The following is a 23,386-nucleotide window of genomic DNA, read 5'->3' on the forward strand; positions in this document are numbered from 1 at the left end:
CCAGGCGCAGCCCATGACCACCCACACCGCCGCCTGCGACTGCGGCCAGTTGTCGATCACCGTGGAGGGCGAGCCGCGCGGCGTCGGCCTGTGCCACTGCCTGTCCTGCCAACGCCGGACCGGCAGCGTGTTCGCGACCCTGGCTGGGTTCCGACCGCCCTGGACCGTCACCGGAGAGGCCACGGAGTACGTCCGTACCGGCGACCAGGGCGCGCGGTTCCGCTTTCGCTTCTGCCCGACCTGCGGCTCCAACGTCTTCCATACCGAGGACGGCTACGAGGATCGCTCGGTCTCGATCGCGGTGGGCTGTTTCGCAGACCCGCAGTTCCCGCCGCCGTCCGACAGCGTTTACGACATCCGCCGTCACCCCTGGGTCGTCCTGCCGGCCGACGTCGAGGTGTTCGAGCGCGATCCCGACTGACGGATTCAGCTCGCCGCCGTCTCCAGCACGCCTGCCGCCTGCGGATCGGGAGCCGTCTCGGCGTGGCGCGTGTCCTGGCGGCGCGGTAGACGCCAGGTCTGGCCGCGTTCCAGCACCGAGCCGGTCCACTGGATCACCGTCACGATGATCTCGTGCGGCGTCCACACGACCTCGTTGAAGCTGGGCGGCGCGCCCCGCTCGCGGTGCGACAGGGTTCCGCACCCGACCGCATAGGAACAGCGGTCCGACAGGTCGATCGGCAGGGCGAAGGGGATGTGGGTATGGCCCGTCATGATCAGATCGACCCCCGCCTCGGCGAAGATGACGGCGGCGCGCTCGCCGCGCTTGACGTCGCCGGTCATGGGGGTGCCGATCATCTCGATCAGCGGGTGGTGACAGGCCAGGATACGCAGGGCCCGGGGCGGGGCCTGACGCAGGGCCGTCGCCGCCCGTCGCGTCTGGCCCAGGTCGATGACGCCCTTGGACCAGTTCAGCCGAGCCTGCCATCCCCGCGCCGTGGTCACGCCGCGCACCATCAGGGTGTCCGAGCGGAACTCGCCGTCGTGGGCCGGATGGCCGGTCGCCGCCTCGAACGCCCGCCACGGCCAGAACAGCCGGTCCAGGGCGCTGTAATAGGGCACGTCATGATTGCCGACGACAACGAAGCTGGGTTCCGGCATGGCCCGTATCCACTCGCCGGCGGCGCGAAACTCGTCGGGCAGGCCCTTCTGGGTCACGTCGCCGGTGATCAGGATCAGGTCGACCGGGTCGGCGTGAGCATAGTCGAGCGCGGCGGCGCAGGCGCGCTTGTGCTCGACACCGAAGTGAACGTCGGAAAACTGGATCAGGCGGCCACTGCTCACCCGCTCAAACGCTGTCTTCCGCCGCCGGCGGATTGGGGGCCAGGGCCTGGAAGGCGCGGGGGATGAAGGTGATGCGCGTCTCGTGCGGCAACAGGGTCGGTTCGCCGTCGATCACGGCGGGAATCTTCGAGCGCCCCCAGACGTCGATGATGCGCGCCGGCTTGGTGGTGACCGAGGCATCCTTGCGCCAGTCGCTGAACAGGGCCGTCGCCGCCAGACGGAAGGCCTGAGACGTATCCGACGGGTCCATCGCGGCGGCCTCCAGCCCGACCGGCTCGTCCAAGGCGCGAGAGATCATCGGGCTGATCAGGACCAGGGCCTCGGTCTTCTTCCTCGGCGCGCCATCCAAGGAGAACCGCAACCGGCCGGTAAACGCGCGGCGCAGGGCGCGTCGCCCATAGGCCCAGGCCAGGGAGAGCTTGCCGGTCCGCATAGCTTCCCGCGCCGGTGCCCACAGGGCGGGCGACCCCAGGATCGCCGCACAATAGAAGGCCTCGCCCTGGACCATGCCGCCGGAGACGGACTGGGGCGCGCCGTCCTCGAGGGCGCTGCGCAGGGCCGCCTTCCAGTCCGTGGTGCCGTACAGGGCCTTGGGCAGCATGTTCATCGTGCCGCCGGGCAGGGGGGCGACCAGAGGGCCCTTGGGTCCGGCCTTCGACGCGACTGCGCGGGCCGTACCGTCTCCGGCCAGCACGAACAGTACATCGGGCTTCGACGTCAGGGCCTCGTCGATCTGGGCGTCGATCCGGCTGCCGTCCAGCGACACCACCTCGGACTCGCACGGATACTCGGCCAGGATGGTCTCGACCTCTCCGGCCGCCCTTGGCCCCACCGAGCCGGACAAGGGATTGACCAGAACGACCACCCGCTTGATCTCGACGTGGGTCGTCAGGGTGCGGACCTCCATGGCAGCGGCCTCGGCCATCTGCGCATCGGTCGATGAATCATCCGCCGTCGATGCGGTCGGCCGGTCGGTGAATGTCTCGGTCATGGCGCACGAACGCGCCGTGACCGCCGCCGTTCCGCCGCCAAGCGTGACTATTGCTTCTTGAGCGCGTCGGCCGTCTGGGCGGCTTCGGCCTGGACCGCGTCGCCGGTGGCGGCGGCGGCGTCCCCGGCCTTCTCGACCGCGACGTCGGCGGCGGCGGGCGCCTTGCCGATGGCCTGCATGACCGAGGCCTTGCCGGTCGCGATCCAGCCGTCGATGGCCGCGCCACCCCCGGCGACGGACCGTTCCTTGATCGACATCCCGATCACCACGGCCCCGAAAAGGGCCAGCAGGAAGACCAGGAACCCGAAGAAGGCGCCGCCGCCCCCACCACTGCTGCGGCGGCGTTTGCTGCGCGCCCAGACCGGGCTGTGTCCGGTGTCGCTGTCGGTCATACGGACCGGCTCAGGAAAATGCATAATCTACCCCTCTCGTCGAACGTGCCCCGGACCGTTTTCACCCCGCCGGCCCCCCAAGGACAGACTATGGCATCGTTCTGACCGCGCATAGGGAGGGAACCTGTGCCATAATCCAGCGTTCTCCCCCTCGGGGCGAACATAGGGCCCTGAACCGGGCCTCATCCGGGATGAAGGATCAGAGATCATGAACAAGGCAATCATCGCCATTGGCGCCGCCGGCCTGCTGGCTTCCGCCTGCGCCAGCGACCCGTACGGCACACCGAACCAGACGGTCCGCCAGGGTGCCATCGGCGCCGGCCTCGGCGCCGTCGCCGGTGCCATCATCGGCAACAACGTCGGCAGCGGTAACGCCGCCACCGGCGCTCTCATTGGTGCAGCCGCCGGCGGTGCCGTCGGTGCCATCCGCGGCTCGCAACAGGACCGCAACAACCAGCAACGTTACCGCGATAATTCGGGCAACTACTACTACTGCTACGACGGTCGCCAGAATGAGTGCTACTGGGAAAACGGCCAGCGCCGCCAGTAGTCGTCGTCAGCCTCTCGGCTGATACGAAGATGTCTTGAGGGCGGTGCGTCGGGACGGCGCGCCGCCCTTATGGCGAGATGAACAGGCCTATGCGGCCTTTGGGAGATGCGGACGATGGGGCGGGCTGGCATGATGAGGGGCGTGATCGCTATGGGCTTGCTGGCGGTGGGGCTGGCGGGTTGCGGGACGGCCAAGGGGATGCTCGACCGGGGTCCGGTCGTGGCGGCGGCTCCGACCTGCATCCCCATGAAGTTCGAAATCTATTTCGCCGATTCCGAGGCGCGACTGACCGAACCGGCCCGTCAGGCGATCGGCATGACGGCGACCCAGCTTCAGGGTTGCGACATCAGGTCGGTGCGGGTCGTCGGCCTTGCCGACGCGCGGGGCGGGGCCGAAGCCAATCAGCAACTGTCGGCCCGCCGCGCCACGGCCGTGGTCGAGGCCCTGGAAGGCGCCGGCTGGCCGGCCCCCGTGTTCGATGTCACCGCCGTCGGCGACGAGGGCGCGGCCGATCCCAACGGCATTCGTGAACCCCTGCGTCGTCGCACAGAGGTTCTGGTCGAGGCCGCGCCCCGCCTATGATCCTCACGGCCCCGCGGCTCAACCGCATCACGAACCTGAGGCGTTTCGGCGCGATGGCGCAGGCGCGGGCGGCTGGCTATAGGTCGAACCCCGCATTCCTGCGCCGGACCGTCGCCCCTTGCGCCTGCTTCTGCTGTTCCTCACCGCCTGGCTGACGCTCGTCGCACCGGCGGGTGCTCAACCGGTCCAGCCCGGCCCCCAGCGCACCGAGCGGATCGAGGCCGAGCTCGTGCCCATGTCCGCCTGGGCCGCGCCGGGCTCCACGGCCATCGTCGCCGTCCGCCAGAAGGTCCAGCCCGGCTGGCATACCTACTGGCGCAATCCCGGCGATTCCGGCGGCCCGACGACCCTGTCGTGGCGCCTGCCGCAGGGTGTCCGCGCCGGTGACATCGTCTGGCCCCTGCCCCAGCGTCAGCGGCTCCAGGGCCTGACCAACTATGGCTATGAGGGCGAAGTCTTCCTGCCCGTCCCGGTCGAGATCCCGGCATCGGCCCGACCGGGTTCGACCGTTCGGCTGACCGTCGAAGCCGGTTTCTTCGTGTGCAGCGACGAGATGTGCGTCCCCGACACCCTGACCCTGACGCTGGACCTGCCGATCCGCGAGGGTGCCGCACCCCCGGCCGGAGCCTGGGGCCGCAGGGTCCAGTCGATCGTCGAGACGGCCCCGCGCCCGGCCGGGATCACCGCCCATGCCACCCTCGACGGCCAGACCCTGCGCCTCACGGCGACCGGCGGGCCACTGGCCGGTGCCGACCTGACCCAGGCGGCCTTCTTCCCCTACGATCCCGATGTGATGGACCACGCCGCCGCCCAGTTCGGCCAGCGCGGGTCGCAAGGCGTGACCCTGTCGCTCGCCGCCAAACCGGGCGTGCTCGGCACGGGCCTCGCAGGCCCCGTCATCGGCGTCCTCGCCACCGACGCCGGGGCCTGGGAGATCACCGCCGAACCGGGCCCACCCTTGCCGGGCGCAAGCGGCACCGGCGGCCTGACCGCCATCCCCGACGCCTTCGGCCAGACCACCGGCCCGGGCGCGACGACCTGGACCGCCGTGTTGCACGCGGCCCTGCTCGCTTTCCTGGGCGGACTGATCCTGAACCTGATGCCCTGCGTGTTTCCCGTCCTGGCCATGAAGGCGGCCTCCCTGACCCGGACCGCACATGATCCGGCCGAGGCCCGCCGCGACGGCATTCTTTTCACTGCGGGGGTGCTGACGACCTTCCTCGCCCTGGCGGCGGCGCTGCTGGCGCTGCGTGCGGGCGGCCAGGCGATCGGCTGGGGCTTTCAACTCCAGTCACCGGCCGTAGTGGCCAGCCTTGCCCTGCTGATGCTGGCCGTCGCGCTCAACCTTTCGGGCGCTTTCGAGATCGGAGCCGGCCTTCAGCGATTGGGCGGATCAAGGCTGTCCAGACTGTCGGGTGCAGCAGGGGCCTTCTTCACCGGCATGCTGGCGGTCGTGGTCGCCGCCCCCTGCACCGCCCCCTTCATGGCCTTTGCGCTCGGCGCGGCCCTGTTGATGCCGACCCCGGCGGCCCTGGCGGTCTTCGGGATGCTCGGGCTGGGTCTGGCCCTGCCCTATCTGGCGATCAGCCTGTCGCCGGGCCTGCTGCGCCGCCTGCCCCGACCCGGCCCGTGGATGGTGCGACTGCAACGGCTGCTGGCCCTGCCGATGTTCGCCACCACCCTGTGGCTGGTCTGGGTTTTCGCGCGCCAGACCGACGCCCTGGCCACCACCTGGCTGGCCGCCGCCTGTGTCGTCGCCGCCCTCGCCGCCATCGCGATGGGCCCCCTCGCCGACCGGATCGCCCCGCGCCAGCGTTGGGCCCCCATCGTCGGCCGCCTCGGCGTCGTCGTCGCCCTGACCCTCGCCGTCCTCGCCGTTCGTGCCGTCCCCGCGCTCGAGGCCGAACGCCCCATCCCCGCCGACGCCTGGTCCCCGGCGCGGGTCGAGGCCGCGCTCGCCCAGGGGCGACCGGTCCTGGTCAATTTCACCGCCGACTGGTGCGTCAGCTGCAAGATCAACGAGCGCACGGCTCTGTCCACGGCCGCGACCCGCCGCGCCCTGGAGCGATCCAACGCCGTCTATCTCGTCGCCGACTGGACCCGCCGTGACGACGTCATCGCCCGCGAACTGTCCCGCCACGGCCGCTCCGGTGTGCCGCTTTATCTCGTCTATCATCCGAACACGCCCGGCCCGCGTATCCTCCCTCAGTTGCTGACCGCGGGGGTGGTCGCCGAAGCCCTTCAGACCCCCGGACCAGCCTAGACCGCCATCGTCCGGAGCCTGCCCATGTCGCCGCTGAACCGCCGTCGCCTGTTGCAGCTTTCGGGTGCCGCCTGCGCCGCCGCCGTCACGCCCGCCTGGTCGCGCGATCTTGCCGACGACTGGAGCCCCGACGTCGCCATCCTGCGCCAGGCCTGGGAGACGATGCATCCGGGCCTGTATCGCTACAGCACCCCCGCCGAGATCACCGCCCGGCTGGACGATTTGGCCCAGACCTGGCGCAGTCCAGCTTCGTTCCGCGAGCGGTTCCTGGCCCTGTCGCGGGTCACGGCCTCGGTCCGCTGCGGCCATACCTATCCCAGCCCTTACAACAGCCCCGACGAGGTCGCCGACGCCCTCTATCCCGACCGGGCCCTGGTCCCGTTCCGGTTCCGCTGGATCGACGGGCGGATCGTCGTCACGGACGACCACAGCACCGGTAACCTCCTGCCGCGCGGCAGCGTTATCACGGCGATCGACGGCCGCGACACCCGCGCCCTGCTGGCCCAGCTGATACCGCTGGCCCGCGCCGACGGCGGCAACGACGCCAAGCGGATCAGTCTGATGGAGGTGCGCGGCGACGACCGGTTCGAGACCTTCGACATCCACCTGCCGCTGATCCTGTCGCTGAGGGACGAGGCGGTCTTCACCCTGGCCGACGGCCGCCGCGTCACCGCGCCCCTGCTGACCCTGGCCGAACGCCAGGCGAAGCTGTCACCGGCGTCCAGTCCCACCGGCGACGCCAATCCCTGGACCCTGGCGTCGCGCGACGACGGCGTCCGCATCCTGACCATGCCGGGCTGGGCCCTGTACAACTCCGACTTCGCCTGGGAGGCCTGGCTGGGCCAGACGATGGACGGTCTGACCGAGGACGGCGCGCGCGGCCTGATCGTCGACCTGCGCGGCAACGAGGGCGGGCTGGACTGCGGCAACGTCATCCTCAGCCGCCTGATCGAACGCGACCTGCCCCTGTCGCAGGATCAGCGCTGGACGCGCTACCGCCGCGCGCCCGAGGTCCTGCACCCCTATCTCGACACCTGGGACAAGAGTTTCCTCGACTGGGGCGAGGCGGCTCAGGCCTCCGACGACCGTCCGGGCTTCTATCGCCTGACCCGCTATGACGACGACGCCGACGGCTCGGTCATCCGGCCCCAGGGACGGCGGTTCTCCGGCCCGGTCGTGATCCTGTGTGACGCCTCCAACAGCTCGGCGACCTTCCAGTTCGCGCGAACCACCCAGGCCGCCGGCGCGGCGACCCTGATCGGCCAGCCGACCGGCGGCAACCTGCGCGGCATCAACGGCGGAGCCTTCTGTTTCCTGCGCCTGCCGGCCTCGGGGCTGGAGGTCGATCTGCCTCTGATCGCGACCTTCCCCGCAACGCCCCAGCCGGACGCCGCCGTCCTGCCTGACGTCGTGGTCGAGACCACGCCCGAAGACATCCGCCTCGGCCGCGACCCCCAGTTGGCCACCGCCCTCGCCGTGATCGCGGCCCGCTGAGCCCTACAGCTCGCCCCACTTCCTCAGCAGGTTGTGGTACAGGCCGGTCAGGCGGATGACCTCGGGATCGCGGCCGCCGTGCCGGGCCGTCAGGGCCTGAACCGCCCCATCCAGCTCGAACAACAGCCGCCGGTCGCCGTCGTCGCGCACCATGCTCTGCACCCAGAAGAAGGAGGCGACCCGCGCCCCCCGGGTCACCGGCGTCACCTCATGCAGGCTGGACGCCGGATACAGCACCATGTCCCCGGCCCCCAGCTTGACCCGCTGTTCGCCATAGGTGTCCTGGATAACCAGTTCGCCGCCGTCATAGCTCTCCGGGTCGCTGAGGAAGACCGTCGCCGACAAGTCGCTGCGGATGCGGAAGTCCGATCCCGCCTGGGCGCGGACGGCGTTGTCGACATGGACCCCGAACGCCTCCCCGCCCTCATAGCGGTTGAACAGGGGCGGATAGACCTTGAACGGCAGGGCGGCCGAAACGAATAGCGGGCTCTGGCCCAGCCGGTCCAGGATCAGGCTCCCCGCCTCACGCGCGGCGGCCGAACCTTCCGGCAGCTGGCGATTGACCTTGGCCAGGGCCGACTGATGCCCCGAGGTCGCATTGCCGTCGGTCCAGTCGGCGGCGTCGATCAGCCCGCGCAACCGCGCCACATCTTCAGGCGACAACAGAGCGGGAACGCGGACCAGCATGACGAAAGACCCTGACGACGACGTGGTGACGCACAAACATCGCACCATCGTTTTTGTGAATGGTTCTCATTGACAGAGGTATTGCAAAGCCGCAATCGAGCAGCCGTAAACGCGACTTATTCGCAAGTGCAACTCAAGGCCCTCCCCGATGTCCTCCCCCTCGCCCCGCCCCACCGCCGTTTCGACCCTGGCCTTCGCCATGCTGGGCGGCGTCGTCCTGTCGGCGGGATCCGTCCAGGCGGCGACCGGCGCGCCGGACTCTGCGGCGACGCGTGCTCCCATCGTCACCGCCCCTGACATCGACCTGCAACAGGCCACCGAGGTGGACGCCGTCGACGTCAACGGCCGCCGCCTGCGCCGCGAACCGACCTCGCCGGAGTTCGTCGCCCCCCTGGTCGACACGCCGCGCTCGGTGACCGTGATCTCGCAACAGGTCATCGAACAGATCGGGGCCACCTCGCTTCAGGATCTGCTGCGGACCTCGCCCGGCATCACCTTCGGCGCGGGCGAAGGCGGCCAGCCACTCGCCGACCGCCCTTTCATCCGGGGCCAGGCCTCGGGCAACAATTTCTTCGTCGACGGCATCCGCGACACCGGCGGCCAGCAACGCGAGGTCTTCAACCTGGAGCAGGTCGAGATCATCAAGGGGCCTGACTCGGTCTATTCCGGCCGGGGCTCGGGCGGCGGCTCGATCAACCTCAGCTCCAAGGCGCCGCACCTGACCGATTTCACCAACGTCTCGCTCGGCGGCGGCACCGACAGCTATTTCCGCGGCACGATCGACCAGAACTGGCAGATCGGAGAGACGGCGGCCCTGCGCCTGAACGTGCTGAGCGCCTCGGCCGACATCGCCGGTCGCGATTCGGTGGACTACGAGAAGCTCGGCGTCGCCGCCGCCCTGGCCGTCGGCCTGGACACCGACACCTCGGCGACGCTGAGCCTCTACTATCTGGATGCGGACCAGATGCCGGACTACGGCATTCCCCTGTTCACCAAGATCGGGGTCCGGACGACCGAGACCGGCATTCTGGACGTGCCCTACGACAGCTTCTACGGCCTGGAGGCGCGCGACTATCTGAACAACGAGACCCGCTCCGCCACCTTCGAGGTGGAGCACCGCCTGCTGCCCAACCTGACCCTGCGCAACGTCACCCGCTATTCCGAAACCCTGAACGACTATGTCGTCACCAATCCGGGCGACGGCGGCAACATCACCACCGTGCCGTCGGCGACGGCCGGGGTTCGACTGATAAGCGGCGAGTACTGGATGAAGCGAGGTCTGAAGTCGCGCTGGAATCCGACCACCACCCTGGCCAACGTCACCGAACTGTTCGGCACGGCCCAGACCGGCATGCTCAGGCACAGCTTCGATCTGGGCCTGGAACTGACGTCGGAGAAGAATGAGAACGCCTCCTACACCGTCACCACCCTGTCCGGGTCGGCCTGCCCGGCGCCCCTGATCGGCTTTGACTGTACCCGCGTCTATGATCCCGACCCGAAGGACCCTTGGACCGGCACGATCGTCAGGGGCGTGGTCAGCGACTCGACGACCCAGACCCTGGGCCTGTTCGCCTTCGACTCGATCGAGATCGGCGACAAATGGCTGCTGAACCTCGGCGTCCGCTATGACGAATACAGCGCCGAGGGGACCAATGCGACCGGTACGCCCGTCGCACCCGTCTATGCCCCGGCCCCGCGCGGCGACTGGGACTTCGTCAACTATCAGGTCGGCCTGGTCTACAGGCCGACGTCCAACTCCAGCGTCTATGCCTCCTGGGCGACCTCCTCGACGCCGCCGACCATCTCGGCCGGGGACCAGAACGCGGCCGGCACGGCGGCCACGGTCCTGCTGGACCCGGAAGAGACCACCAGCTTCGAGATCGGCGCCAAGGCCGCCCTCTTCCGCGAACAGCTGCAACTCAGCGCGGCGCTCTTCCAGACGACCCGTGAGAACGCCGTGGTCCTGGTCGATGTCGGCATTTCGGCCCAGGTCGGCGAGGTCGAGGTCAAGGGTCTGGAAATCGGCGTCTCCGGCAACATCACGGCCCAGTGGCAGGTGTTCGGCGGCTATACCTATCAGCAGAGCGAACTGGTGCGCGGTGCCTACAACAACATCAATACCGGCGATCCCCTGGCCAACACGCCCGAGCACAACATCAGCCTGTTCTCGACCTATCGCGTGACGTCGAAACTGACGGTGGGCGGCGGGGTCTACTATGTGGGCAAGACCTTCGGCGGCAACCAGGGCGGCGCCGGCGGCGGGGCCAACCGCATCTACGCTCCCGACTATACCCGCGTCGATCTGTTCGCCTCCTACGACCTGACCGACCGGGCGACCCTGCAACTCAACGTCCAGAACGCGACGGACGAGGAATACATCCTGCGCACCAACGGCGTCCACCACGCCGACCCCGCCCCCGCCCGCTCGGCCACCCTGGCGTTGAACATGCGGTTCTAGAGGGGCCGGGCTTCGGACGCCGGGAACACTCCTTCCCCCCTTGCGGGGGAAGGAATTGGCTTGTCCGACGCCTCGAACTTGCGAACTTCGAGCCACCAATCCCTTGCCCGGCAAGGGATTGCAGATTTCTGACCCTCTCAAACCCGCCCAGGTCCAAAAGCCGCCTATACTGCCCTTCGTCCCGTCGCGGGGAAGGGCACAAGGCCTTGCGATCTTGTTGCGACGGGGGTGTGTGGAGCGGGATCGGTACCGGTCGCGTCACGGTCGTAAGCGCCCGTGTCAGGCCGGGATCGTACAAAGGGTCTGGCGCAGAGAGTCGGATCGTTCAGGGGACGGGCACGCAAGGCGCCCGCCTTCCCGCCGGGGGCGCGGTAGCGGCAAGGGGTTAAGAGCCCCGCTGGTTCGGGAGACCGAGCCGTACAGCTCCTGCGAAAACCACATGCGCGGAGCGTCTGTCTTTCGCCGAAACGGTAATCACTACCCCTATTCCGGGCGAAGGCCCGGACGCTCCGCCGGCCCTTCCCATCGCTTCAGCGAGTGATCGCGTGAGGGCAAAGAGGTGTGAGTAGAGAGTGACTGGTGATTGGTGGCTGGTGACTGCTGGATTTGGCAGCGCGCGGGCTGACCCCGATAGGCGTGGCGTCGAGGATGCGACAACCACCAGCCACCAGCCACTAACCACCAACCCATCCCGTGACACCCCGGAACAGATCGGGCACAACCCGCCGATGCTCCCCGACTCAATCCTGCGCGATCCACCGGCCCGGCCGGGCCTGGACCAGGCGCGCGAGACGCTCGACCGCGTCTGGGGTCATGCCGATTTCCGGGGGCTTCAGGCCGGGGTGGTCGAGGCCGTCATGGCCGGGCGCGACGTGCTGGCGGTGCTGCCGACCGGTGGGGGCAAGTCGGTCTGCTATCAGATCCCGGCCATGCTGCGGCCCGGCCTGGGTCTGGTCGTCTCGCCCCTGATCGCCCTGATGACCGACCAGGTCGAGGCGCTGAAGCAGCAGGGGGTGGCGGCGGCGCGGCTGGATTCCGGCGTGTCGATGGACGACCGTTCGGCCATCTGGCGGGCGGCGCGGGCGGGCGAGCTGGACCTGCTGTACGTTTCGCCCGAAGGCCTGGCGTCCGGGGCCCTGCTGGACCGGCTGCAGGAACTCCCGCTGTCGCTGATCGCGATCGACGAGGCCCACTGCGTCTCCCAGTGGGGCCACGACTTCCGCCCCGACTACCGGACGCTGGGTCGCCTCGCCGAGATGTTCCCGGGCGTGCCGCGCATCGCCGTCACCGCGACCGCCGACGCTCGCACCCGCGACGACATCCTGCGCTCCCTGCGGCTGGAGGGTGCCGAGGTCTTCGTCGACAGTTTCGCCCGGCCCAATCTGCAACTGTCCGCCATCCGCAAGGAAAGCGCGTCACGGGCCAGAACCGACGCCGCCGTCATCGATCTGGTCCGGCAGCGCAAGGGCCGCTCAGGCGTGGTCTATTGCGGCTCGCGCGACGGCTGCGACCGGGTCGCCGAGGCCCTGCGCAGCGCCGGCACCAACGCCATCGCTTATCACGCCGGCATGGACAACCGCGAGCGGGACCGGCGGCTTGAGCGGTTCCTGGCCGAGGACGGCGCGGTCATGGTGGCGACCATCGCCTTCGGCATGGGGGTCGACAAGGCCGATGTCCGCTTCGTCATCCACGCCGATCCGCCGGGCAGCCTTGAGGCCTACTGGCAGGAGATCGGCCGGGCCGGGCGCGACGGCGAACCGGCCGAGGGCATCACCCTGTATGGCCCCTCCGACATCGCCTGGACCCTGAAACGCCTCGAGGGCCGGCCCATGGCCGAGGAGGTCAAGGCGGTGCAGACGCAAAAGGCGCGGTGCCTGTTCGCCATGCTGGACGGTGCGATCTGCCGGCCCCAGGCCGTACGCCGCTATTTCGGAGAGGTCGGGGCCGAACCCTGTGGCGTCTGCGACGTCTGCGCCGACCCGCCCATGATGTTCGACGCCTCCATCCCCGCCCAGAAGGCGCTCGCGGCGGTCCAGCGTCTGGGCGGCCGGTTCGGGCGCGGCCGGGTCGTCGATCACCTGCTGGGCAAGAACAAGGAGGTCCAGCCCTGGGAAGCCGCCCTGTCCACCTGGGGTATCGGCAAGGATACGTCTCCGAACAGCTGGCGCGACATTATCGACCACCTGCTGTTCGAAGGCCTGCTGCTGGAGGACCCCAACGACGGCAAGCCCCTGCTGGGTCTCGGCGAACCGGAGGCGGTACGCGCCGTCTACCGGGGAGAGCGGACGATCGAGGTGCGCCGCGCGCCCGCCGGCTTCGACGCCTCGACCCGGTCGGGCAATCCGCGCGCCGGCCGCGTTCGGAATGATCGCAACGCCGCGCTTGAGACCCTCGACGCCGACGTCCGCGCCCGGTTCGAGACCCTTCGCGCCTGGCGCCGCGACCGCGCCGCCGAACAGCACGTCCCGCCCTACGTCATCTTCCAGGACAAGACCCTGCTCGAAATCGCCACTCGCCAGCCTTCGACACCCGATGCCCTGGCCGCGATTTCCGGCGTCGGTCAATCCAAACTGGACCGCTACGGAAAGGGCGTTCTCGCCGCCCTTACTGAAGGAACCGGTTGAGGGCCGCCATGAAACGCGCGGGCTGGTCGATCATGACCATATGCTCGGCGCCCTCGATCGGCTCGAAACGGGCGGGACGGGGCAGGTTGCGGTAGCTGTCGCGGAACAGGCGGTCGACACGGGCGCGCGGCGAGGCGTCGTCGGGGCTCCAGCCATAGACCACGGTAACCGGGGCCCGGACGGCCGGCAGGCGGGCACGAAGGTCGGTGGTCATCACCTCGTACAGGCCCTGCGCCAGGGTCCGGCGGTCGCCGCCCTGCCAGCCGACCGAGTTGAACAGACTGTCCGACGCCCCGCCCAGCTGGTCGCCGATGGCCGTGCCCTGCATCCGCAGCGCCTCGTCGCCGAGGAAGGTCAGGGCCTGATAAGCGATACGGGCCAGGGGCTCGACATCGCCGACCGTGGCCCCCGGGCTGATCAGGGCCGGAAAGAAGGGAGCGGCATCGACCACCATGACCCGGCCGATTCGGTCGCCCCCGTCCGCCGCCATCCGCAGCGCGACCAGCCCGCCCAGCGAATGGCCGACGACGGACGGCCGATCGAGACGCCGGTCGGCGACATAGCGACGGACCTCGTTCGCCGTCGGGCCGATTACCGCGCCCTGCGCATTGCCCGCCGGTGCGATGTCGCCGAAGCCCCGGATCGAAACCAGATGCACCCGGTACCGGTCATCCAGCCGATCGGCCGTCCTGCGCCACACCTCGCTGGTCGAGGCCAGGCCGGGGATCAGGATGACGTCGGGCCCCTGACCCTGGACCGTCACCACAATCCGGTCCGACTGAAAGGGTGCATCCGCCGGCTGCGCCCGGGCCAGAACGGGAGCCAGCGTCAGGATCGCAAGAAGGGCAAGGAACAGGCGGGTCATATCAAGGCCCCTAACGCGCGATCGTGGCGGAAGTCGCGCAGCCATCGTCGCGCTTGCCAACCGGGCCGCACGCTGATGATATCGCCGCAACGACAGGGGCGTCAGGGGAAACATCCATGCGATCCACATCCGTCATCATCGCCACGCTCGCAGCCTTGGCGGCCGGCCCAGCCTTCGCCCAGGACACGCCGCCGCCCGCAACGCCTGCACCGGCACAAGAGGTGCCGGCGGCAACTGCCGGCCAGGACTGGAACGCGGTCTCGCGCAGCGCCACCCGGGTCTACATGGTCGATGTGTCCAGCCTGAAGATCACGGGTGACATGACCTCGATCACCCTGGCCCGCGTCCCGCTCAGCGCCGAAGCGGCCGGCGATCAGAGCCACATCACCGTCGAGATGGAGTTCAAATGCCGCGCCAAACAGTCCCGCGCCCTCGCCGAGACCGAGCATGATGCGACCGGTGCCGTGACCGGGCGGTACGAGCTCGGCGAGGACTTCACGCCCTACGACGACAACTCTCTCGACAGCTATATCGCCACCGTGGCCTGCGAAGGGGCCCGGGGCACGCCACCGACCTATCCGTCGATCAAGGCCTTCATCGACGCAGGCCGTCGCTGACCTAGAGTACGGCCCCGGTCGTGCGCATGATCTCGGCGCGCAGTTCGGGCATCCCCAGACCCTTTTCGGCCGAGGTGACGATCACGGCGGGAAAGGCGGCCGGGCGTTTGGAGATGGCCTTCAGCGTCGCCTCGCGCACCGTCTCGCGCTCATGGGCCTTGATCTTGTCGGCCTTGGTGAGAACGATCTGATAGCTGACGGCGGCGTTGTCGAGTGCGTCCAGCGCGTCCTTGTCCACCGACTTCAGCCCATGGCGGGCGTCGATCAGCAGATAGACCCGCTTCAGCGTGACCCGGCCCCGCAGATAGTCGCGGCCCAGGTCCTGGAATTTCTTCACCGTCGTCTTGGACGCCTTGGCCCAGCCGTAACCCGGCAGATCGACAAGCCGCATCTTGCCGTCCAGGTCGAAGAAATTGACCTCTCTGGTGCGCCCCGGTTCGTTGGAGGCCCGGGCCAGCTTGTGCATCCCCACCAGGCCGTTGATCAGGCTGGACTTGCCGACGTTGGACCGGCCGGCAAAGGCGATCTCCGGCAGGTTGGGCTCGGGCAGCTGCTCGATCTTGGCGGCCCCCATGACGAAGGTCGCGGGCCGCGCGAACAGCACCCGCGCGGCCTCGACCTCGGCCTCGTCATATTCGCCGACCTTGAAGTCGGGAATTGGTGCGGCGTCGGTCACGTCGCCTTCTTCAGGCGCGAGAAGAACTGGTCGATCGGGTTCTCGGCCTTGAAGCGGTGCATGATGAAATACTGCTGGATGATCGACAGGATGTTGTTCCACGACCAGTAGACCAGCAGGCCCGCCGGGAAGGGTGCCATGATGAAGGTGAAGATCAGCGGCATGAACATGAAGATCTGACGCTGGACCGGATCGGCGGCGGGCGGGTTCATGGCCGTCTGCAGCCACATCGTAAGGCCGTAGAAGATGGCCAGGACGCTGAGCCCCAGGGTGAACATGCCGCCGGTGGAGTCGGACCCGATGAGATCGCCGATCAGGGGCGCGGTCGAAGGATCCCACGGGATCAGGCCGAACAGGTTCCAGATGTTCGTCGTGTCGCGTGCCGACAGGTCCCGGATCCAGCCGAAGAAGGGCGCGTGCCGCATCTCGATGGTGACGTACAGCACCTTGTACAGGGCATAGAAGACCGGGATCTGGACCAGGATGGGCAGGCAGCCCGCCAGCGGATTGATCTTCTCACGCTGATAGAGGGCCATCGTCTCCTTCTGCTGGGTCGCCGGATCGTCCTTATGCTTGGCCTTGATCTCCTCCATCTTGGGCTGGAGCAGACGCATCTTGGACAGGCTCTCGTAGCTCTTGTTGGCCAGCGGGAACATAATCAGCTTGATCGACAGGGTCAGCAGCAGGATGGCGACGCCGAAGTTTCCGACCCAGTTGTAGAAGAACTCCACGATGGTGAAGATCGGCCGCGTCAGGAAGAACAGGAAGCCCCAGTCGATCGCATAGATGAAGCGCGGCAGGTCGAGCGACTTCTCGTATCCGGCCAGGATCTCGTTGCGCTTGGCACCGGCGAACAGGCGCTGGGTCTCGGTCGCGCTCTGGCCCGGCTGGATGGTACGAAGCGCCCCCGACAGGCTGGCTTCGTGGATATTGTAGGTCGAGGCGTCGCGGATGCGGAACTCGGTGGACACGGCTTCCTTCTGATCCGGGATCAGGGCGGCCATCCAGTATTTGTCGGTGATCCCCAGCCAACCGCCAGTCGACTCGGTCGCCACGACCTCCTTCTTGGTCCAGTCCTTGTACTTCAGTTGCTGGGTCGCATAGCCGTCGCCCTTGGAGAAGGTGCCGATGGCCCCCTCGTGCAGGATCTGGTTCTTGCCCAGGGTCTCGGGCACGCCCTGGCGCTGGACGCGGCTGTAGGGACGGATGGTGATGGCCTGGGTGCCCAGGTTCTGGACGTCGTCGCGGACGCTGAACAGATACTGGTCGTCGATCGAGATGGTCCGCGTGAAGCGCAGGCCCTGGCCGTTGTCCCAGGTCAGGGTCACCGGCGTCGTCGGCGTCAGGCGCGACCCGTTGGTCAGGCGCCACGGCGTATTGTCGCCGGGAACGCCGCCGGGAACGTTTGTGGCCAGCCAGCCGAAGTCGGCGAAATAGGCGTGCTCCATGCCCGAGGGCCGGAACAGCTCCTCATAGGGGGATTTCGGATCGATCGTGGTGCGGTAGCGCTTCAGGAACAGGTCGTCGATGCGGCCACCGTTCAGCGACAGCGAGCCTTGCAGCGTCGGCGTGTCGATCGGCACGCGCACAGCCGAGCCCAGGGCCTGGGTGCGGTTGGTCAGGAAGATCGCGCTGGACGGTGCAGGGCTGGCGCCCGGCAGAGCCGCCGCCCCCGCGGTCTGACCCGGAACCTGTTGCTGCGAGGCAACCGCGGCGGCCTGGGCGGCCTTCCTGGCGTCTGCCTGGGGCTGCATCACGAAGACCTGGTACAGGATCAGGATCACCGCCGTGCAGGCGATGAAGATCACCGTATTGCGTGCGTTCTCGGATTTCATGCGGATCAGTGGTCCTGGCCGGGCGTAGAGCCGGTCGTGGGGAAAGCGGGCGTCACCGCCGAAATGGGGGCGGGGCCCGCCGTCGTCGAGGTCGCGAGCCTTGTAAGCGCCGATTTCACATCGTCAAGCAATCGGTCCCAGGGACGGGCCGTTGTGCCCATGCGCGCGATCAGCACATAGTCGCTGCCCGCCTCGCCATGTGTCCCGACCAGGGCCCGGGCCGCCTCGCGCAGACGGCGCTTGGCCCGGTTCCGGACCACGGCCCCGCCGATCTTGCGTGTGGCGGTGAAGCCGACGCGCACGGTATCGTCGCCGTCGCCACGATCCAGCCTCTGGACCACCACGGCACCGCGTGCCTGGGAAACGCCTTTCGCGGCCGCCAGAAACTGGGGCCGCGACGTCAGGCGCTCGATTTTGAGAAGGTTCGTCATGGATCCCCTCCGGGCGGAGAGGACTTTCAAGAAACTGACGGTTAGGCCGTCAGCTTCTTGCGGCCCTTGGCGCGACGACGGGCGACGATCTTCTGGCCGTTCTTGGTGGCCATCCGCGAACGGAAGCCGTGACGGCGAGCGCGAACAAGACGCGACGGCTGATAGGTCCGCTTCACGGTCGGCTCCTGGGGCTAAGGGTTTGGCGCATGGACAAGAAGGCGTCCACAGCCGGAGGCGGGCGTATAAGGGGCGAGGCCTCCTGTGTCAACGCCGCTCACGCTCGCGCAGGCCGCCTTCATTCAGGCTGGGCCTCCCCACCGGACACGAACCCGTCTAGGACAGGTCAATGAACCGGATCAGGCGTTTTGCGCCCCTCATCATCCTTGCCGGAGTGATCGCCCTGATCTTCGGCATGGGCTGGAACCGCTATCTGTCGCTGGACACCCTGCGTGTCCACGGCGGCGCGCTGACCGCCTTCGCCCACGACCACTACATCCTCTGCCTTCTGGCCCTGATGGCGATCTTCACCATCGCGACGGCCAGCGTGGTGCCCGGCGTCTTCTTCGTGACCATCACCGCCGGCTATCTGTTCGGGCCGTGGGTCGGGGGCGTGGCGACCTCGATCGCCGCTACACTGGGGGCCCTGATCGTCTATGCCGTCGCCCGGTCGGCCCTGGGTCAGGCCTTGCGCCAGAAGGCTGAGCGCGACGCCGGGCTGATGGCCCGGGTCTGTGCCGCCATCGACAAGGACACCTTCTGGTATGTGCTGGCCTCGCGGCTGGCGGTCGTGGTGCCGTTCCACATGATCAACATCGCCGCCGGGGTCATGGCGGTGCGGCTGACACCCTATACGGCCGCCACCGTGATCGGTCTGTTGCCCGCCCACATCATCTATTGCTGGATCGGGTCGCGGCTGAGCACCCTTCTGGCCACCGACCCCGACCCCGACTTTCAGGCCCTGTTCGGTCAGTTCTGGGCGCCGATGCTGGGCGTCTTCGTCCTCGCCGTCGTTCTGCCACTGGCGCTGAAGACGGCCCAGGCCCGGATGTCGCGCGGGAAGGCCGCCTGATGCGTCGTCTCACCTCCTTCAACACTGGCCCAAACCTTGCGAGACCCGCCCCATGAGCGGGGGCGAGGATCTGTTCGACAAGATCAGGCGGGCGGTAAGCCCGGGCGGACGCCTGTCCTGGCCCGAGAAACTGACGCCCCATGCGCCGGACGGCCTGTCGTCGCGCCTGCTGCTGCTGACCGTCGTCTTCACCCTGGCGGTCGAGGCCCTGATCGTCGGCCCCTCGGCTGCGTCGTTCCACGAGCGCTGGCTGATGGATCGGCTACAGGGCGCCGAACTGGCCTCGGTCGGGGTCGAGGCCCTGCCCTACAACGCCGTCGACGACGATACGGCCGAACAACTGCTGCGCATCGGCGGGGTCTCGGCCGTGGCCATCTCGGACCAGGGGGTGATGCGCCAGCTGCTCCAGGCCCCCAACCTGCCCCGGGCGCCCGACTTCATCGACCTGCGGGGCCGCAGCTTCGCCACCCGCCTGTGGGACCCGGTCGTGACCCTGATCGGTCATCCCGATCGCCAGATCCGCGTCCGGGCGAAACCGCGCTATCGCTCCGGCGACTTCATCGACGTGGTGGCCCCGGCCCAGCCGCTGAAGCTTGAGCTGCGCGCCTTCCTCCTGAACAGCCTGCTGGTCTCGATCGTCATCTCCCTGGTGGCGGGGGCGCTGCTCTATGCCGGCCTGGCCTATCTGGTCCTCCAGCCCCTGCGCCGCGTGACCCGCTCGATCGAGGGCTTTGCCGCCGACCCCGAGACCGTCGCCCCCACCCCGTCCGACCGCCACGACGAGATCGGCCGGGTCGAACGAGAACTGGCACGGATGCAGGACGAGGTGCGCCAGTCCCTGCGCGCCCGCTCCCGCCTCGTCGCGCTGGGCGAAGCGGTGGCCAAGATCAACCACGACCTCAGGAACATGCTGACCTCGGCCCAGATCGCGTCCGAGCGGCTGGCATCCTCCGACGATCCCCATGTGGCCAAGGCCATGCCGCGTCTGGAGCGGGCGCTCAGCCGCGCCGCCGCCCTGACCCGCAACGTCCTCGACTACGGCAAGTCCGAGGAGCCGCCGCCCGTCCTGACCCGCATCCCCTTGGCCGCCGCCGCCGCCGCCGCCGGAGAGGACGCAGGCCTCGAGACCTCCGGCGTCCGGCTGGTCAAGGCCATCCCGGCCCGCTTCATGGTCAATGCCGACACCGATCAGCTGCACCGCATCCTGGTCAACCTGATGCGCAATGCCCGTCAGGCCGTGGAGGGTGATCCGGCGCGTGACGCCGGGCGCGGCAAGGGCACGGTCCGCCTCAGCGCCGCGCACGAGGGCGGCGTCGACATCATCCGCATCGAGGACGACGGCCCGGGCATCCCCCAGCGCCTGTCCGAACGCCTGTTCGAGCCCTTCGTCAGCGGCAAGGCCTCGGACGGCTCTGGCCTGGGCCTCACCATCTCTCGCGAGCTGGCGGCCAACCACCGGGGCGAACTGCGCCTGCTGCGCACCGGCCCAGAGGGCACAACCTTCGAGCTGCGTCTGCCGGGCTGACGCCACGGCCGCGTCGGGCGCTCAGTGGGTCCGGGCCTGCCCCTCGCGGCGCGGATCGGCCCCGCCGTCCCAGCCCCAGTCATTCGCTCCGCGCCGCCACAGGGCCCCGTGCAGGCCCGAATTCTCGGTCGTATTGGGCTGGATCGCGATGCCCCGTGCCGCCATGCCGTCGCGCAGGGCCTGCGAGAACATCTCCGTGTCCGCTCCGAACCCCGGCCCCTTGGCCACCAGATTGGGCAGGTCGATCGCCGCCTGCATCGGCAGATCCCATACCAAGGCACCGATCAGGGCCTTGGCGTTGTAGGCCAGGATGGAAGACCCACCCGGCGACCCCAGGGCCCCGACCAGCCGCCCCTGATGATCCAGCACGATCACCGGCGACATCGACGACCGGGGCCGTTTCCCCGCCGCCACGGCATTGGCCATGGGTGACCCGTCCGCCGCCGTAGGCGCGAACGAGAAATCCGTCAGCTGGTTGTTGAGGAAGAACCCGCCCGCCATCCGGCCCGAGCCGAAGATGCTCTCCACCGTCGTGGTCATGCTGACGGCGTTTCCCTTCGCATCGACGATGACCATGTGACTGGTCCCGGCGGGCTCGGTGGTCCGATCCGGGGCCATGAACACCCCGCCCGGCGGCGTCCCCGCCGTCGCCGCCCCGGTCAGGCCCGGCGCGAGGGCCGCGCGTTCGGCGACGTAGCTCTCGTCCAGCAACCCCTGCACCGGCACGCCGACGAAAGCCGGGTCGCCGACATAGCGATCCCGGTCGGCATACATCAGACGCTGCAACTGGGCGAAGGCGACCCAGGCCTGCGCATCCTGGGGCCCGCCCGCCAACGACGGCGTGACCTCCGCCATCTCCAGCAACTGCAACAGCGCCACACCGCTGGACGGCGGCGGCGGCACGCAGACCACATAGACCCGGAACGGCCGGCACAGGGCCCCGCGTTCGATGGGCCTGTAGGCCACCAGATCCGCCTCGGTCAGCCCGCCCGGACGGGGCTCCGCCTGCACCGCCGCCACGATTGCCTTGCCGATCTCCCCCGAATAAAGCGCCTGCGCCCCCTGCGCTGCCAGGGCTCGCACGGTCGCGGCATAGGCCGGATTGGTCAGGACGTCGCCCGCCACGGCCCGTCGTCCGTCCGGCAGGCTGAAATAGGCCTCGGCCGCCGGGGTTCGACCCTGGGGAGCCGCGCTGGCGATCATCCCCGCCAACCGGGGGCTGACCACGAACCCATCGCGGGCCAGCCGCTCGGCGTCGTCAAACAGGGCGCTCCAGGGCAGGGAGCCGTGATCCTTCTGCGCCATCGCCAGCATGGCCACCGCCCCGGGAACCCCCGTCGACCGGCCGCTCAGCACCGCCTGGACGAAGGGCAGCGGTCGGCCGTCCTCCTGGAACATCTCCGGCGTCGCCGAGGCCGGCGCAATCTCCCGACCGTCATAGGCGGTGACCGCCTGCGTCGCCCCGTCATAGACCATCATGAAGGCGCCGCCGCCGAGCCCCGACGACTGGGGCTCGACCAGCCCCAGAACCGCCTGCACCGCCACCGCCGCATCCACCGCCGAGCCGCCCCGCCGCAGCACGCCCAGCCCCGCCTCGACCGCCAGCGGATTGGCCGCCGCCACAAACGGCCCCACGGCCTGGGGCGCACCCTCGACGGGGCTGGCCACGCGTGACGGTACCGCACCGGCCTCAACCCTTGCGCCCGGATCAACCGGTCCGACACCGCCCGACACCCCCTGACAGGCGGCCAGCGACAGAAGCAGGAGCGCGGCCAGGGGCTGGCTGAGCACAGGACGACGAAGGCGGGAAAGACGCATCAGGGTCCGAACGCTGGATCGAGGGGAGATCCCACGACTAGGCCGATCCCCGCCCCGCGCCAACCCTGCCACCACCCCGCCCCCACGCAAAGGTGCCGCCACGATCGCCAGAATCCCCTCAAAACCCGCTTGCGCCCCCCGACCCGCTCCGCTAAAGACCCGCCCTCGCCGAAAGGCCTGTGCGCGCCCGTAGCTCAGCTGGATAGAGCATCAGACTACGAATCTGAGGGTCGGACGTTCGAATCGTTCCGGGCGCGCCATTTTCTGTCGGACGTCACACCCAATTGGACGTCGTCAAAGAAAATTGGACTCGTAAGCCAGTAATCGCGAGCTCAGAACCACATCCCCAGCAGTTCTGGATCTCCAGCCACTTCGCAGACTGTGACACGCCCCCTTCCTGATCCCTCGGTTTGAGAGAGTCCTTCAACCTCAAGGGGACGGACATGAAGAAGAGCAGGTTCACCAAGGCGCAGATCATTGGCGTACTGCGCGAACTGGAGTCTGGCTGGCGAACGCCGTCGGTTCTGCGCATCGGCGGCTAGGCATCCGGTTGGAGCGGGAGGGCGTCAGCCTGACAAGAAGAAGCTGTTCCGGCTCTATCGGGAACAGGGCCTAGCGGTGCGACGGCGACGGCGGGGGGGGGGGGGGGGGGGGGGGGGGCAAGCGGGCGACCGGGATGCGGACGCCTGTGGCGGTGCCGGACGGCCCGAACCGGCGGTGGAGCCTGGACTTCGTTGCCGACGCCCTGTCGTGGTATCGACGCTGCCGCATTCGGTGCATCGTAGACGACCTCACGCGTGAGGCCATGGCGCTGGTGGTGGACACCTCGATCGGCGGCGGCCGCATGGCGCGCGAGCGGGATGCGCTGATCGCCCGGCGAGGCGCGCCGGTGCTGATCGTCAGCGACAACGGCACGGAGATGACGTCGAAAGCCGTGCTGGAATGGGCCAACAGGACCGGGGTCGGCTGGCACGACATCGATTCCGGCAAGCCCCACCAGAACGGGTTCGTCGAAAGCTTCAACTACTAGTTCCGGGACGAGTGCCTGGACGAGCAGGTGTTCACGACCCTGACGGAAGCCCGGGCGGGTGATCGACGGGTGGTGGCACGACTACAACCAGGTCCGACCGCACTCCGCCCACGGTGGGCTCGCACCGGAAACAGTGCGGCTGAATTACGCGGACTCCCATTATGACCGCGGGACCAGAGGGGGGCAGGTCAAGGT

20 protein-coding genes, 1 tRNA gene and 1 pseudogene are annotated in these 23,386 nt (G+C 68.8%); 12 read left to right on the plus strand and 10 right to left on the minus strand.

The annotated features are described in order from the left end of the window. Nucleotides 1-13 precede the first annotated feature (13 nt). Nucleotides 14-421 carry a GFA family protein gene (locus O5K39_RS01340; protein ID WP_271145515.1) on the plus strand — a complete coding sequence of 136 codons (408 nt, stop codon included), beginning with the start codon at nt 14-16 and terminating at the stop codon, nt 419-421. Between the two features lie 5 nt (nt 422-426). Here the strand turns inward: O5K39_RS01340 and O5K39_RS01345 are convergent, their stop codons facing one another. Genes O5K39_RS01345 through O5K39_RS01355 form a run of 3 tightly spaced genes read right to left on the minus strand, consistent with a single transcriptional unit; the run spans nt 427 to nt 2,691 of the window. Further along, the gene (locus O5K39_RS01345) at nt 427-1,284 is read right to left on the minus strand and encodes a metallophosphoesterase (protein WP_271145516.1); all 858 of its coding nucleotides are present in this window, start codon (nt 1,282-1,284) and stop codon (nt 427-429) included. 4 nt (nt 1,285-1,288) lie between these two features. Continuing rightward, on the minus strand, nt 1,289-2,275 hold the full coding sequence (locus tag O5K39_RS01350; RefSeq protein ID WP_271145517.1) for a diacylglycerol kinase family protein: 987 nt from the start codon (nt 2,273-2,275) through the stop codon (nt 1,289-1,291). A 47-nt stretch (nt 2,276-2,322) separates the two neighbouring features. Then, on the minus strand, nt 2,323-2,691 hold the full coding sequence (locus O5K39_RS01355) for a hypothetical protein (protein ID WP_271145518.1): 369 nt from the start codon (nt 2,689-2,691) through the stop codon (nt 2,323-2,325). A gap of 184 nt (nt 2,692-2,875) precedes the next feature. On the opposite strand from O5K39_RS01355, the gene O5K39_RS01360 reads away from it, so the two are divergent. The 4 genes from O5K39_RS01360 to O5K39_RS01375 all read left to right on the plus strand — a co-directional run bounded on the left by O5K39_RS01360 (nt 2,876) and on the right by O5K39_RS01375 (nt 7,556). Beyond that, nucleotides 2,876-3,217 carry a glycine zipper domain-containing protein gene (locus O5K39_RS01360; protein ID WP_271145519.1) on the plus strand — a complete coding sequence of 114 codons (342 nt, stop codon included), beginning with the start codon at nt 2,876-2,878 and terminating at the stop codon, nt 3,215-3,217. 150 nt (nt 3,218-3,367) lie between these two features. Then, complete coding sequence (locus O5K39_RS01365) at nt 3,368-3,799, plus strand: OmpA family protein (protein ID WP_271147204.1); 432 nt, start codon at nt 3,368-3,370, stop codon at nt 3,797-3,799. 118 nt (nt 3,800-3,917) lie between these two features. Continuing rightward, nucleotides 3,918-6,062 (plus strand): protein-disulfide reductase DsbD domain-containing protein, encoded by a 2,145-nt coding sequence (locus O5K39_RS01370; RefSeq protein WP_348637121.1) that lies wholly within the window; start codon nt 3,918-3,920, stop codon nt 6,060-6,062. A gap of 24 nt (nt 6,063-6,086) precedes the next feature. Further along, on the plus strand, nt 6,087-7,556 hold the full coding sequence (locus tag O5K39_RS01375) for a S41 family peptidase (protein ID WP_271145520.1): 1,470 nt from the start codon (nt 6,087-6,089) through the stop codon (nt 7,554-7,556). A gap of 3 nt (nt 7,557-7,559) precedes the next feature. On the opposite strand, the gene O5K39_RS01380 is transcribed toward O5K39_RS01375, so the two are convergent. After that, nucleotides 7,560-8,243, minus strand: a complete 684-nt coding sequence (locus O5K39_RS01380; protein ID WP_271145521.1) for a Fe2+-dependent dioxygenase — start codon at nt 8,241-8,243, stop codon at nt 7,560-7,562. Nucleotides 8,244-8,391: 148 nt separating this feature from the next. On the opposite strand from O5K39_RS01380, the gene O5K39_RS01385 reads away from it, so the two are divergent. Next, nucleotides 8,392-10,701 (plus strand): TonB-dependent siderophore receptor, encoded by a 2,310-nt coding sequence (locus O5K39_RS01385; RefSeq protein WP_271145522.1) that lies wholly within the window; start codon nt 8,392-8,394, stop codon nt 10,699-10,701. A 728-nt stretch (nt 10,702-11,429) separates the two neighbouring features. Continuing rightward, on the plus strand, nt 11,430-13,325 hold the full coding sequence (gene recQ / locus O5K39_RS01390) for a DNA helicase RecQ (protein WP_271145523.1): 1,896 nt from the start codon (nt 11,430-11,432) through the stop codon (nt 13,323-13,325). Here the strand turns inward: recQ and O5K39_RS01395 are convergent. Further along, a complete protein-coding gene (locus O5K39_RS01395) occupies nt 13,306-14,190 on the minus strand; it encodes an alpha/beta hydrolase (protein ID WP_271145524.1) in 885 nt (294 codons plus the stop codon). The genes recQ and O5K39_RS01395 overlap by 20 nt on opposite strands. Nucleotides 14,191-14,306: 116 nt before the next feature. On the opposite strand from O5K39_RS01395, the gene O5K39_RS01400 reads away from it, so the two are divergent. Next, nucleotides 14,307-14,807, plus strand: a complete 501-nt coding sequence (locus O5K39_RS01400; protein ID WP_271145525.1) for a surface-adhesin E family protein — start codon at nt 14,307-14,309, stop codon at nt 14,805-14,807. Between the two features lies 1 nt (nt 14,808). On the opposite strand, the gene yihA is transcribed toward O5K39_RS01400, so the two are convergent. The 4 genes from yihA to rpmH are packed head-to-tail and all read right to left on the minus strand — an operon-like array spanning nt 14,809 to nt 17,925. Continuing rightward, complete coding sequence (yihA, locus tag O5K39_RS01405; RefSeq protein ID WP_271145526.1) at nt 14,809-15,483, minus strand: ribosome biogenesis GTP-binding protein YihA/YsxC; 675 nt, start codon at nt 15,481-15,483, stop codon at nt 14,809-14,811. Next, nucleotides 15,480-17,318 (minus strand): membrane protein insertase YidC, encoded by a 1,839-nt coding sequence (gene yidC, locus O5K39_RS01410; protein WP_271145527.1) that lies wholly within the window; start codon nt 17,316-17,318, stop codon nt 15,480-15,482. Before yidC ends, yihA begins: the two co-directional genes overlap by 4 nt. A gap of 5 nt (nt 17,319-17,323) precedes the next feature. After that, on the minus strand, nt 17,324-17,749 hold the full coding sequence (locus O5K39_RS01415) for a ribonuclease P protein component (RefSeq protein WP_271145528.1): 426 nt from the start codon (nt 17,747-17,749) through the stop codon (nt 17,324-17,326). Between the two features lie 41 nt (nt 17,750-17,790). Next, nucleotides 17,791-17,925 (minus strand): 50S ribosomal protein L34, encoded by a 135-nt coding sequence (rpmH, locus tag O5K39_RS01420; protein ID WP_271145529.1) that lies wholly within the window; start codon nt 17,923-17,925, stop codon nt 17,791-17,793. A 170-nt stretch (nt 17,926-18,095) separates the two neighbouring features. On the opposite strand from rpmH, the gene O5K39_RS01425 reads away from it, so the two are divergent. Then, entirely contained in the window at nt 18,096-18,818 is a 723-nt protein-coding gene (locus O5K39_RS01425) for a VTT domain-containing protein (protein ID WP_271145530.1), read from the plus strand. A gap of 52 nt (nt 18,819-18,870) precedes the next feature. Continuing rightward, complete coding sequence (locus O5K39_RS01430) at nt 18,871-20,343, plus strand: HAMP domain-containing sensor histidine kinase (RefSeq protein ID WP_271145531.1); 1,473 nt, start codon at nt 18,871-18,873, stop codon at nt 20,341-20,343. Between the two features lie 21 nt (nt 20,344-20,364). Here the strand turns inward: O5K39_RS01430 and O5K39_RS01435 are convergent, their stop codons facing one another. Further along, entirely contained in the window at nt 20,365-22,161 is a 1,797-nt protein-coding gene (locus tag O5K39_RS01435) for a gamma-glutamyltransferase family protein (RefSeq protein WP_271145532.1), read from the minus strand. Between the two features lie 183 nt (nt 22,162-22,344). Between O5K39_RS01435 and O5K39_RS01440 the strand changes: the two genes are divergently transcribed. Both O5K39_RS01440 and O5K39_RS01445 read left to right on the plus strand, forming a co-directional pair. After that, nucleotides 22,345-22,421 (plus strand) — tRNA-Arg (locus tag O5K39_RS01440). A 241-nt stretch (nt 22,422-22,662) separates the two neighbouring features. Beyond that, a pseudogene (locus O5K39_RS01445) lies at nt 22,663-23,318 on the plus strand (integrase core domain-containing protein); the annotation flags it as partial. Between the last annotated feature and the right edge of the window lie 68 nt (nt 23,319-23,386).

The sequence above is a fragment of the Brevundimonas sp. NIBR10 genome (assembly GCF_027912515.1).
Taxonomy (GTDB): domain Bacteria; phylum Pseudomonadota; class Alphaproteobacteria; order Caulobacterales; family Caulobacteraceae; genus Brevundimonas.

Coding starts and splice junctions, on each gene's coding strand:
- O5K39_RS01355 (WP_271145518.1), bottom strand. CDS start 2,691: ATGCATTTTCCTGAGCCGGTCCGTATGACCGACAGCGACACCGGACAC.
- O5K39_RS01365 (WP_271147204.1), top strand. CDS start 3,368: ATGGGCTTGCTGGCGGTGGGGCTGGCGGGTTGCGGGACGGCCAAGGGG.
- O5K39_RS01385 (WP_271145522.1), top strand. CDS start 8,392: ATGTCCTCCCCCTCGCCCCGCCCCACCGCCGTTTCGACCCTGGCCTTC.
- O5K39_RS01360 (WP_271145519.1), top strand. CDS start 2,876: ATGAACAAGGCAATCATCGCCATTGGCGCCGCCGGCCTGCTGGCTTCC.
- O5K39_RS01380 (WP_271145521.1), bottom strand. CDS start 8,243: ATGCTGGTCCGCGTTCCCGCTCTGTTGTCGCCTGAAGATGTGGCGCGG.
- O5K39_RS01375 (WP_271145520.1), top strand. CDS start 6,087: ATGTCGCCGCTGAACCGCCGTCGCCTGTTGCAGCTTTCGGGTGCCGCC.
- O5K39_RS01415 (WP_271145528.1), bottom strand. CDS start 17,749: ATGACGAACCTTCTCAAAATCGAGCGCCTGACGTCGCGGCCCCAGTTT.
- O5K39_RS01430 (WP_271145531.1), top strand. CDS start 18,871: ATGAGCGGGGGCGAGGATCTGTTCGACAAGATCAGGCGGGCGGTAAGC.
- O5K39_RS01350 (WP_271145517.1), bottom strand. CDS start 2,275: ATGACCGAGACATTCACCGACCGGCCGACCGCATCGACGGCGGATGAT.
- O5K39_RS01425 (WP_271145530.1), top strand. CDS start 18,096: ATGAACCGGATCAGGCGTTTTGCGCCCCTCATCATCCTTGCCGGAGTG.
- O5K39_RS01400 (WP_271145525.1), top strand. CDS start 14,307: ATGCGATCCACATCCGTCATCATCGCCACGCTCGCAGCCTTGGCGGCC.
- yidC (WP_271145527.1), bottom strand. CDS start 17,318: ATGAAATCCGAGAACGCACGCAATACGGTGATCTTCATCGCCTGCACG.
- O5K39_RS01395 (WP_271145524.1), bottom strand. CDS start 14,190: ATGACCCGCCTGTTCCTTGCCCTTCTTGCGATCCTGACGCTGGCTCCC.
- O5K39_RS01340 (WP_271145515.1), top strand. CDS start 14: ATGACCACCCACACCGCCGCCTGCGACTGCGGCCAGTTGTCGATCACC.
- recQ (WP_271145523.1), top strand. CDS start 11,430: ATGCTCCCCGACTCAATCCTGCGCGATCCACCGGCCCGGCCGGGCCTG.
- O5K39_RS01435 (WP_271145532.1), bottom strand. CDS start 22,161: ATGCGTCTTTCCCGCCTTCGTCGTCCTGTGCTCAGCCAGCCCCTGGCC.